Source organism: Mesorhizobium sp. WSM4842 (genome assembly GCF_055901575.1).
Window position 1 is genome coordinate 2,499,398 of record NZ_CM148372.1, and the last position, 11,289, is coordinate 2,510,686.

7 protein-coding genes are annotated in these 11,289 nt (G+C 63.9%); 3 read left to right on the forward strand and 4 right to left on the reverse strand.

Annotation, left to right across the window (positions count from 1 at the left end):
* Positions 1 to 123: 123 nt before the first annotated feature.
* From AC0NIE_RS12115 to AC0NIE_RS12125, 3 genes are all read right to left on the reverse strand, one after another.
* Entirely contained in the window at positions 124 to 1,653 is a 1,530-nt protein-coding gene (locus AC0NIE_RS12115; protein ID WP_473488726.1) for an ABC-F family ATP-binding cassette domain-containing protein, read from the reverse strand.
* Positions 1,654 to 2,100: 447 nt separating this feature from the next.
* The gene (gene uvrB, locus AC0NIE_RS12120) at positions 2,101 to 5,241 is read right to left on the reverse strand and encodes an excinuclease ABC subunit UvrB (RefSeq protein WP_473488725.1); all 3,141 of its coding nucleotides are present in this window, start codon (positions 5,239 to 5,241) and stop codon (positions 2,101 to 2,103) included.
* A 112-nt stretch (positions 5,242 to 5,353) separates the two neighbouring features.
* Positions 5,354 to 6,604, reverse strand: coding sequence for a hypothetical protein (locus AC0NIE_RS12125; RefSeq protein WP_473488724.1), 1,251 nt, complete (start codon positions 6,602 to 6,604; stop codon positions 5,354 to 5,356).
* Positions 6,605 to 6,746: 142 nt separating this feature from the next.
* Between AC0NIE_RS12125 and AC0NIE_RS12130 the strand changes: the two genes are divergently transcribed.
* Both AC0NIE_RS12130 and AC0NIE_RS12135 read left to right on the forward strand, forming a co-directional pair.
* The gene (locus AC0NIE_RS12130; protein ID WP_473488758.1) at positions 6,747 to 7,799 is read left to right on the forward strand and encodes a CapA family protein; all 1,053 of its coding nucleotides are present in this window, start codon (positions 6,747 to 6,749) and stop codon (positions 7,797 to 7,799) included.
* Between the two features lie 117 nt (positions 7,800 to 7,916).
* The gene (locus tag AC0NIE_RS12135) at positions 7,917 to 8,888 is read left to right on the forward strand and encodes a hypothetical protein (RefSeq protein WP_473488757.1); all 972 of its coding nucleotides are present in this window, start codon (positions 7,917 to 7,919) and stop codon (positions 8,886 to 8,888) included.
* Here AC0NIE_RS12135 and AC0NIE_RS12140 read toward each other — a convergent pair.
* Positions 8,885 to 9,394 (reverse strand): hypothetical protein, encoded by a 510-nt coding sequence (locus AC0NIE_RS12140; protein WP_473488723.1) that lies wholly within the window; start codon positions 9,392 to 9,394, stop codon positions 8,885 to 8,887. The two genes, AC0NIE_RS12135 and AC0NIE_RS12140, sit on opposite strands and share 4 nt — an antisense overlap.
* Before the next feature lie 950 nt (positions 9,395 to 10,344).
* Here AC0NIE_RS12140 and AC0NIE_RS12145 point away from each other — a divergent pair.
* Positions 10,345 to 11,283, forward strand: a complete 939-nt coding sequence (locus AC0NIE_RS12145) for a diacylglycerol/lipid kinase family protein (protein WP_473488722.1) — start codon at positions 10,345 to 10,347, stop codon at positions 11,281 to 11,283.
* Positions 11,284 to 11,289 lie beyond the last annotated feature (6 nt).

Genomic DNA, 11,289 nt, shown 5'->3' on the forward strand with positions numbered 1-11,289 from the left:
CCTAAGCTCTACCGCGGCAGGATGCGCCTTTTTAGGTCGATGGAAAAGCTTTCTTCCGTGGTCAACACGGCGTCCGGGACGACAGTACTTCAAAATGTCGGCCCGGCAGATGCATTGTTTTCCTCAGCCAGTCCCCTCGGCCACCGAGCGGAAGAAATCCTCCGGACTGTCGACCTCGGTCAGCCGCGGCTTCTCGATCAGCCAGAAGCGGTTGCCGATCGCGCGGATAAAGGAGCGGTCGTGCGAGGCGAGCACGCAGCTTGCCTGATGGGCGAGCAGTTCCGTTTCCAGCGCCTCCTGGCCGTCGATGTCGAGATGGTTGGTCGGCTCGTCGAGCAGGTAGAAATTGGGATTGGCAAGCCTCAGCGCCAGCATCATCAGCCGCGCCTTCTGTCCGCCCGACAGCACGCCGATCCTGCGCTCCTGCATGTCGATGCTGATGCCCGCGCCCGCCAGCAGCGAACGGGCACGCTGCTCGCCAACATCGAATCTGCGCGAGAGCATCGCCAGCGGCGTGTCTTCGCCGCTGATGCCCGACAGCGCCTGATCGCTGTAGCCGAGCACCGTCGACGGCGTCACCTTCACGCCTTGCGTTGCCGTCTCTGGCTCGACGACGGCATTTCTGATCAGGCTGATGAGCCGTGACTTGCCGACGCCGTTGCGGCCAAGCAGCACGATGCGGTCGCCTTGGCAGATGTGGCGCTTGCCGGTTTTGAACAGCAGCGTTGCGTCAGGCGTCTCGACCGCCACGTCGTCGAGCGTGATCAGCACCTTGGCATGGGTGCCGCGATTGGCAAGCTTTATCGCGCCCGCCGATCTGTCGCGGTGCGCCGGCGCTGCGACCTCCTCGAGGCGCTGGGCGCGCTGGTTGAGCTGCTTGGTCTTGACCGTCAGCAGGTCACTGCCCGAGTTGATGCCGATGTTGTTGAGCTTGGCCGCCTGCCGGCGCAATTGCTGCGCCACCTTCATGTCACGCTGGAATTTGCGCTCGGTCGAGGCGTCGACTTCGCTCAACACATCGCGTGTCCTGGAATAGGGCAGCGAGAACACCGGCGATTGTTCCGGGCGCAGGAACAGCGTCCGGTTGGTCGTTGCGTCGAGGAAGGCCCGGTCGTGGCTGGCGATCACCACCGGCACCTCGCGCGGTAGCGCGTTCAGCCAGGTCTCGAGCTGGCTGATCTTGGCGAGGTCGAGATGGTTGGTCGGCTCGTCGAGAAGCAGGACGTCCGGATCAGTGACCCAGACGCGGGCGATCAGCGCCAGCCTTTGCCAGCCGCCGCTCAAGGCCCGCAGCGGCCGCTCGCGCATCGGCTGCGGCACGTCAAGCGAGTCAAGAACCACATCGACGCGCCATTGCTCGCTTTCGGCCTGCTCGGCCGGCAAAGCGTCCACCACCACCTGCTGAAAGCTGCGCTCGGCCAGTGCTGCGGGAACGGCTTGCTCGACATAGCCGACGCGCAGGCCGCGCGTGCGGGTGATGTCGCCTGATGTCGGCTCCATTTCGCCGGTCAGGCACTTCAGCAAAGTGGACTTGCCGCGGCCGTTCGCGGCAACGATACCGAGGCGGTCGCCGGTGCCGATGGTGAGATCAAGGTTGGAGAAGAGCGGCGCACTCATGGTGACGCCGAGGGACTTGAGGCTGATCAGGGCCATGTGGGTTTCTCTGGTCTGGCCGGAGGGAGGTTCCGGTTCGATGCACTTTGACGGTGCGCAGGCTGGCCATCAGGCTCGGCGTTGCGGCACCACGAAGGGCAGACCAAGAAAATCGAAGCGGGAGAACCCGGACCGTCTCTGGTCAGCCCTGCAAGCAGGCTCGCAGGGCAGGGACAGGGCCGCGCTGACGGTGGTGGTCGAAAGTCACGCAGCCCCTCCTTTCAAGACGTTGAGTTATGGAAACTGGCTACACCAAGGGCAGGGCCGATGGCAAGTGGCACCGCCAATAGGGCTTCAGACAAGCGGTAGCGCCGATCTCCGGAGCAGGCACTGTCGGCGAAGCTGCCGATCTCCCCCCTTGCGGGGGAGATCGGATGTCGCTTCGGCTTCGCCAATTATCAACGCTGGAACGTGGTGAGCAGCGCAAATTTGAAGCAATTGCCTGCCCTACCGTCCCGGCCTGCCCGTCTTACCCGGCCGGCGCTTTTCACGGCGGGCATCGGCTGGATCTTCGTAGGAACCGATGCCGGTACGCTCGCGCTTGACCGGCTTGTCGCCGTCAACAGGCTTTTCGGTCCGGCGCACGGTCATCTCGTCGAGCGAGTTCTTCTTGAACAGCGGCTTGGTCGAGTCGCCGGGGATGCCGAAATCGGAGCCGTGCGCCTCCTCGGCCGACTGTTTCTTGAACAGCGAGCGGGATACCGCACCGGCGGGCGTCGGCATGTCGGAGCCCGGACCCATCGCATCGAGTGAAGGCTTGGCGAATAGCGGCTTCTTGACCGGCACGGCGCCGTCGGCGCCCATCTCGTCGAGCGCGGGCTTGCGGAAGAGACCCTTGCCGTCATCGTCGACCGTGCGGTGGATGGCGCGGCCCTTGTTGTGCTTGCCCTTCTCGCGGCCCGAAACCGGGCTTTCCATATCGGCATATTTGGCCAGCGGATCGTCGGAGATGGACAGCTCCATCTCGCGCAGCCGCTTGATCTCGTCGCGGATGCGGGCCGCCTTCTCGAAGTCGAGATTGGCGGCGGCGTCGCGCATCTGCTTGTCCATCGCGTCGAGATGGGCTTTCAGATTGTTGCCCATCATGGCGCCGGCGCTGTCGGTGAACTGCGAGATGTCGGCGCGGACATGATCCTTCTCGTAGACCGAGTCCAGGATGTCGGAGATGCGCGACTTGACCGATTCCGGCGTGATGCCGTTGGCCGCGTTCCACTCCATCTGCTTTTCGCGACGGCGGTTGGTCTCGGCCATCGCCCGCTCCATCGAGCCGGTGACCTGGTCGGCATAGAGGATGACCTTGCCGTCGACATTTCGCGCGGCGCGGCCGATGGTCTGGATCAGCGAAGTTTCGGAGCGCAGGAAGCCCTCCTTGTCGGCATCGAGAATGGCAACGAAGCCGCATTCGGGAATGTCGAGACCTTCGCGCAAAAGGTTGATGCCGACCAGCACGTCGAAGGCGCCGAGGCGCAGGTCGCGCAAGATCTCGATGCGCTCCAGCGTGTCGATGTCGGAGTGCATGTAGCGGACGCGAATGCCCTGCTCGTGCAAATATTCGGTCAGGTCCTCGGCCATGCGCTTGGTCAGCACGGTGACCAGCGTACGGTAGCCGGCCTTGGTGGTTTCGCGGATTTCGCCGACGACATCGTCGACTTGGGTCTTGGCCGGGCGCACCTCGACCGGCGGATCGATCAGGCCGGTCGGGCGGATGACCTGCTCGGCAAAGACGCCGCCGGACTGCTCCATCTCCCAGGCGCCGGGCGTCGCCGAAACCGCGACGGAGAGCGGGCGCATCGCGTCCCATTCCTCGAAGCGCAACGGCCGGTTGTCCATGCAGGACGGCAGACGGAAGCCGTACTCGGCCAGCGTCGCCTTGCGGCGAAAGTCGCCGCGATACATGCCGCCGATCTGCGGCACGGTGACATGGCTTTCGTCGATGAAGACCAGCGCGTTGTCGGGGATGTACTCGAACAAGGTCGGCGGCGGATCGCCCGGCTGGCGGCCGGTGAGATAGCGCGAATAGTTCTCGATGCCGGCGCAGGAGCCGGTCGCCTCAAGCATCTCGAGATCGAAGCGGGTGCGCTGCTCCAGCCGCTGCGCCTCGAGCAGGCGTCCGGCCCGTTCGAGTTCGACCAGCCGGTGCTTGAGCTCTTCCTTGATCGACTTGATGGCCTGGTTCAACGTCGGGCGCGGCGTCACATAGTGCGAATTGGCGTAGATCTTAACGCTCTTCAGCTCGCCGGTCTTCTGGCCGGTCAGCGGGTCGAACTCGGTGATCGCCTCGATCTCGTCGCCGAACAGCGAGATGCGCCAGGCGCGGTCTTCCAAGTGGGCCGGGAAAATCTCGATCGTGTCGCCGCGCACGCGAAACGAGCCGCGCACGAAATTGATATCCTGCCGCTTGTATTGCTGCGCGACGAGATCGGCGAGCAGCGCGCGCTGGTCGAGCCGGTCACCGATCTGCATCTGGAAGGTCATCGCCGTGTAGGTCTCGACTGAGCCGATACCGTAGATGCAGGATACCGAGGCGACGATGATGACGTCGTCGCGCTCCAGCAGCGAGCGCGTCGCCGAATGGCGCATGCGGTCGATCTGCTCGTTGATCGACGATTCCTTCTCGATGAACGTATCGGTCCGGGGCACATAGGCTTCCGGCTGGTAGTAGTCGTAATAGGAGACGAAATACTCGACGGCGTTTTCCGGGAAGAATTTCTTGAACTCGGAATAAAGCTGCGCGGCCAGCGTTTTGTTCGGCGCCAGGATCAAGGCAGGGCGCTGTGTCTCCTCGATCACCTTGGCCATGGTGAAGGTTTTTCCTGAACCGGTGACGCCGAGCAGCACCTGGGTGCGGTCGTAGTCGTTGACGCCTTCCACCAGATCCTTGATCGCCGTCGGCTGGTCGCCGGCCGGCTCGAAATCCGACACCATCGTAATGGCGATGCCGCCTTCGGACTTTTCCGGCCGGGCCGGCCGGTGCGGCGTCCACAGCACGCCGTCCTTGTGCAGCGGGTTGCCGGATTCGATCAGCGCCGACAGCGCCGCAACGGTGGCGGTGACGCCGCCGGAGGCCATGGTCTCGGCTTCCTCCAACGAAACATCGAGGCCGGCAACCGGGTTGAGACCGGCCGCGGTGCGCTCCCTGGCCGAAGCCGCGCCGCCCATCGAGGTGCCCCGCGCCGTGCGGCCGGGGGAGGAGGAGCGTTCGGGAATCTTCTTTTGCTTGGCGCCTTCCCTCCCCCTTGAGGGGAGGGTGGCGGCGGAGCCGCCGGGTGGGGTCGGTGCGGCAGCGCTCGGCGTGCCCTTGCGTCCCGCGCTAGCTCCGGCGACCCCCTCTGTCGCCTTCGGCGACATCTCCCCCTCGAGGGGGGAGATTTGCCGCTCGGCCTCCTGCTCGATCTGCTCGGCCCAATCGGCGATCGAGCCGGTCAGCGGCGCGCCTGAAAACTCGGTCTGCGGCGTCTCGGCAAAACCGCCCTTGTGCAGCGGCTCCGACGCATCAAGGAAATCAGTCAACGGGCTGCGCCGCTTGGGCGGCGAAGCGCGATCATCACGCGCCGGCGGCGGCGTTTTTTTATCAGAAAGTTTGGCCATGCCCCGAATATGGGAGGTATCGGCCAAAATGGAAAGAGCGGAGTGACTAGGGGCGCAAGAGGAAACCAAGCTCCTGACACAAGGGTGTCAGGAGCGATGCCGAAACGCGCCCTCAGTTGAACCACAGCGCAAACGTCAAAAACCCGGCGCCGCCGAACTGGCGCTGGATCTGGTCGAACTCTTCGCCGGTGAGGATTTTTCCGCTCTCGAGATAGGGCGCGATGGCCGGGCCGGTGATCGACAGCACCAGGTCGAAGGGCTTTGGTTCGTCGAAGAAGCGCTTCATATTGATGCCTTTGTCGGCGAAGCGGAAATGCGGCAGCAAGATGCGGCCTTCGAGCAGGTCCTCGGCCATATCAAGCGCGGCGTGCCAGGCCTGGACCTGCTCCTCGCCGACTTCCAGGCCGGTGAGCGGGCTGGCGCCTTTCTGTTGCGGGCCAGGCAGCCATTCGCGGTCGTTGTCGGTCTCGGCGCGGATCGCCTTCCAGTCTTCGCGGGACAGGCGGATCATTTCCATGAGATGGCGGCGCGCCGCCTGCCGCCGCTCCGGTTCGACCACCGGCCAGTTGACCAGATGGACCAGCGAGATGAAATCGGCGATGCGCCATTCGGACGACAACATGCCGCCGCTCATGCCGCCGTCCAGCGGAACGAGCGTGTCCTGCAGAGGCAGTTTGGCGCGCGGGAACAGCATGTGGAACGAACCGTCGAAGGCGTTCCTGAAATCATGCGCGAGCCAGAAATCGGCCTGCGCCATCAGGAATTCGGCATAGCCCTGCAGCCAGTAGCCATCGGCGCGGTCGAAGCGGAAGGTGAGGGCGGGTGCGGCTGCGTCTGGCGCACCGCCGCGTGACAGGGACGCCATGATCGCGGCGGCGCTTTCGTCCGGCGCGATCTGGCCATCCTCGTTGAGGTCGATGCCGAGACGTGTGAGGTCGACCTCCATGCCGATGTCGGCATCGGCAGGCACGGATCCAAGCGTGGCGGCGGACTTTTCCAGCCGATCGCGGAAGGCGACCAGGATGGCGCGGAAGTCGTCGTAGGTCAGCGGCTCGGGATTGGGATTGTCCGGGACCGGCAGCCGCATCAGCGGCAGTATGAATGATTGCGGGCTTTCGAAACCGTGGCGGTGCAGGCCGCCGGCCAGGATCTCCAGCGCGGTGAAGAATTGGCCGGCGCCGGCGGCGTAGGCCGACGCGGGATCACTGGGCGCAGCGGCTTCCAACGCGGTAAGCGTGCTGTCGCGGTCGGCTACGGTTTTTGCCTCGAACAGGGCGGCCGGTTCGGGGGCTGCGGCACCGGCAGAAGCAACCGGCAGCAGCAGAATAAGGGCGGATGCCAGCAGGCTCGAAAATCGCGTCATCTTGGTCCTCCGGTATGCTGTTCGGCGGCAAGCATACACGCAATTCGCGTGCCGCGCCTTGTCCGCACGATTCCGAACAGAGGCGCTTCGCTATATCGGGCGCATCGTCTACCGTGGCCGTTCATTCCGGTACAGGCTGCGCGTGTCGAACTATCCGCTTTCCTACAAATTGTCTTGGCTGCCGCGGTTCCTGAAGCCGACGCTTGGCGGCGACGCCCGTGGTTTTGCACCGGCGGCAGGAACGATGATCGAGCCGCCGCCGGGGCGGACGGTGCGGCTCGCCTTCGTCGGCGATATCTCGGCGGTGGCCAATCGCAATGCGCCGCAATGCGACCCGGCGATCGCCACGTTGCTCGGCTCCGCCGATCTGGTGGTCGGCAATTGCGAAAGCCCGGTGGTGGAGCGACCGAGCGTGGCGATAGGCACGAAGCTTGGCACCCGTCATGCCATGACCGAGCGGTTTCTTGCCGAGGCGCTGGCGGCCGTAGGCATCTCGCGCGAGAAACTGGTGCTATCGCTCGCCAACAACCATGTGCTCGACCAAGGCGTCGAGGGTTTCGACGAGACCGTGGCGGCGCTGAACCGTCTCGGCATCCGCAGCGTCGGTACCGCCGCCGGCGATCCGGTCGAGCGCCTTGCGGTCGGGCCGCTGACAATAGGCTTTGCCGCTTTCACGCTGTGGCGCAATGCCGGCGCGGCTGCGTTCGCGGGCCGTGTGTCGATGCAAGGCGACCCGGCACGATGGCCGCGCGGTGCCGCCGTCGACCTCACCTGTGCCGTGCCACACTGGGATTGGGAATTCCGGCATTTTCCACAGGCCGCAACGCGGGCGCTGGCACGGCATTTGGCCGCGCAAGGCGTCGGGCTGATCGCTGGCCATCATGCCCATGTCGTGCAGCCGGTGGAGCGGATCGGCAAGGCGCTCGTCGCCTATGGGCTCGGCGATTTTCTTGGCACCGCCTTGGCGCGACAGCCATGGCCCGGCCGCATCGGCGGCATCCTGACCGCCGATGTCAGCGCTGATGCCGACACGCGTGGCGCCATTGCCGCCTACCGGCTGCATGCCTTCATGCGGCTGCGCGCCGGCGACCATGAGCGGCTGGTTCCCATTGAGGCGCTGGAGGGCGCATTAAGGCAAAACGTTACGAACCGTTTCGTTGCGGTTTTTGGTAAGGGAATTGATGGCCACAGTTGACTGGTGGCTCGGATAAATCGTGTGGGCTCACCACCTTTCCCAACGCTGTAGTCGCGCGACTTTCCGCAAAATCGGCTATTGTCCGAGGGTGTTCGGTCTTTCGACGGTGGGATGGCGATGGAAGCAGCGGATTTCATGCCTGATGAAACCGACATCGCCGGCATCAAGAGCAATCTCGCGGCCTATGAGGCCGAAAGGGCTTCGGCCTACCGGCGAGTCCGCTGGCGGGTGCCGCTGTTCATCGGCCTGGTGCTGTTGTTCGTGGCACTCGTCGCCTGGCTTTTCAACATGATCGCCGACCCATACGAGCGATGGTTCTCGACGCCGCATGTGTTCCTTTATGTCGTCGGGTTCGTGGCGGCGATCCTGCTCTATTTCCAGGCGATCAAGCCGACGAGCACGTTGCAGCAATCGTTCCGCAAGACGCTGCTGCCGATCATCTTCGGTTTCATCGAGGACATGCGCTACCAGCATGATGTGACGCCGAATTCGTTCGACCGGCTGCCGCGCGAGACGATCGGCACTTTCAACACCAAGCGCTTCGACGACATCGTATCCGGCCGCTACGAGGGATTTCCGTTCGAGCTTTACGAAGCGGATCTCCGGCAAGGCACGGGCAAGAGCGGCACGATAGCATTCAAGGGGATCGTCGTTGCCTTCGAGACGATCGTGCCGTTCCCCGGCATATTGGTGGCCGCCCGCCGGACTGACATGGCCGTCGGGTTCTTCCGCGGCATGTTCGCCAGCAGGATGCAAGAATTGTCATGCGGCGTGCCCGAGCTCGATGCCGCCTACGACTTCCGCACCGACAATGTCGAGGCGGCGCAGCCGCTGGTGAGCGGCCGGCTGGCGCAGGCACTCACATGGCTCAGCGAGACATGGCCCGATGATCCAGCGCGGGTTGCGCTCAATGGTAGCGATGGTTTTCTACTGTTGCCGCAGACGAAGGATTTTTTCGAGCTGCCTGATATCTCGGTGCCGCTCGACTACGCCAAGCATGTCGCGCCGATGATATCAGACATCGGCGCGATGCTGGCGACGGCTGCGCTGGTGCGCAAGATCGGTGCAAAGGACGAGGCAGCGGGTTAGCCGCCGGGCATCTTGGCCGCCAGCCAATTCGCCGACCGCTTGGCCATGCCGATGGTCGCGGATGCGGCGCGGCCAAGGTCTGTCTTGACGACGCCGTAGCCGTTCTTTGTGCGATACAGCACCGGGCGTCCGCTATCGACCACAGAGTCATAGGCAACCGGTGTGGCAGCTTCTGTTTCCGTCGCCGTTGCCTGCGATCCGACAGCAACGTTGGGCCGACGGCTCAATTCCGAGGGGAGCGGGTCGGTGCCTGTCTGCGCTGCCGTCGTCAACGCGGGCATTGAGGCCGTCGCGGCAAGCTGCGATGACGGCGTTTGCGTCGTGCGACATATGCCCGAGATCAGCGGGTAGTTGAAATTGCGCGCGTGCAACGTCTGGCTTTTCATGGCCGCTTCGCAATCGGCGATGGTCGACCACTTGGCCGGCGTCTCGCCAATATATTCGCAAAGCCTGGCATCGCAGTCGCAGCCGACGATGGTCATGGCGACAAGGGCGGTCTTGATCACGGTCTTGTCCCTTCGAGTTGCTTGAAAAATACCGCCGAGGTTCTTCGCGTGACCGAACAGGATGCGCGACGCTCAGGCATCGTCAATCACCGTGGAACAAGGCGGGATTTGGCCGCGATTATGGAATGAGCGTGACGGGTACGCCACGGAACCTTTCACCATTGCTGACTGTGGCCGAAAGGTCTCACCAATCGTAGATGTGTTCGACTTGACGTCTGCTGCAAAGCTTCTGAATCAACGTCAGGAAGTTTCCGTCCGGGGCGATCGTAGTCGATCCGATGCGCGTGAGCCTGGCGGTCAAATCGCGAGAGAAGCCCAAACGACAGTCGGCGCCGGGATTTCTCCCGGCGCCTCCCTGTCAGATCAGGACACGGTCGCGGCAGCAACTTCCGTAAAGACGTCGCGCCATGCCGGCCTTGATGTTGACGGTCCTGCCAGTCACCGCCCGAGGGCAGCGTCCGTTCGGGACCTCGCCAGTTCCACCCTTGCGAGCTTCGTCCAGCGCGCCATCGAAGGTTTTTGCCGTCCTTCATGGCAGCATCGGTCCGCCGTAGGCGTTCGCACGCTTTCCGCGGCCCCGTAGGTCTCGGCATCCCTCCTCAAATCAGGCAAGCCTGCTTTCGTTCGGGGCCGTACGGGCCTCAGGAAATCCGCCGTTTCGCTTTGCCTTTCGACTTGGCGATCGGTAGCCGCCTGAGATGGGTTTAACATACGGGGGATAAGCGTTTGGCGAAACAGCCACGAGCCTGTGGATAGCGGGATTATCGGGGACTGAACTCGGCGGCCGAGCGTTTTTTTTTCGACGAGATGCAGGGGCGGATCACGCCCTCATCTGCGGCGAGCAGCAAGATCGAACATTCGGCCCTTGCCCCACAGAGCGGCGCGGGCTTCAATGCCGGCAAAGGATTTTAGGACAGCAGTTTCGTTGCCGTCCTTTGGGGAGGGCGTTCTTGAAGGTCGGGGTGGTTCTCAATCCGATTGCCGGTGGCGGCCGGCTCAAACGGCATTGGCCGGAGGTCAGTGCTTCGCTCAGGAAATATTTCGGCGATTTCGAGCTGCGCGAAACGCAGGCGACCGGCGATGCCGAACGGCTGGCGCTCGTCCTTGCCGCCAGCGGCTTCGACCTGGTGATCGCGGCGGGCGGCGACGGCACCGCGAGCGAAGTGGCCGACGGGCTGCTGCAGGCGTTTGCAGAAAGCGGCCGGACGGCCGAGCTCGGCCTGCTGCCTTGCGGCGCCGGCATCGATTTCGCCCGCGGGCTCGGTCTTTCGGACGAGGTCGACTTGACGCTGAAGCGCATCGCCGAGGCCAAGGCTCGCAGGGTCGATGCGGGCCGCATCTCCTATGTTGATGACCATGGCGCGCTGGCCAGCCGTCATTTCATCAACATTGCCAGCCTCGGTCTTTCGGGCGCTACCGACCGGGCGGTCAACGCCGACAAGCGCAAGGGCAAGGTGTCGGCCAAGGCGCTGTTCTACTGGCGCACCGTGTGGGAATTCATGCGCTACCGGTTCCAGGACGTTGTGATCACCGTCGACGACGGCGTCCCGGTCGAGGCGCGCGTGGCGCTGGTGGCGGTGGCCAACGGAAAGTTCTTCGGCGGCGGCATGATGATCGCGCCGGATGCCGAACTGGACGACGGGCAGTTTGACATCGTCATCCTGCGGGCGGCGGGCAAGTTGAAACTGATCTGGGATATCCGTCTGCTCTATGGCGGGCGGCATCGCAACCATCCGGCGATCACCATTTTGCGCGGCAAGAAAGTGGTTGTCGAACCGTTGGGCGATGTCCAGAAGAACGGCGCGCTGGTCGACGTAGACGGTGAATCGCCGGGGCGCATACCGGCGACCTTCGAGATCCTGCCGGGCGCGCTTACGCTGAGGTATTGAATCAAC

Coding starts and splice junctions, on each gene's coding strand:
- AC0NIE_RS12115 (WP_473488726.1), bottom strand. CDS start 1,653: ATGGCCCTGATCAGCCTCAAGTCCCTCGGCGTCACCATGAGTGCGCCG.
- uvrB (WP_473488725.1), bottom strand. CDS start 5,241: ATGGCCAAACTTTCTGATAAAAAAACGCCGCCGCCGGCGCGTGATGAT.
- AC0NIE_RS12125 (WP_473488724.1), bottom strand. CDS start 6,604: ATGACGCGATTTTCGAGCCTGCTGGCATCCGCCCTTATTCTGCTGCTG.
- AC0NIE_RS12135 (WP_473488757.1), top strand. CDS start 7,917: ATGGAAGCAGCGGATTTCATGCCTGATGAAACCGACATCGCCGGCATC.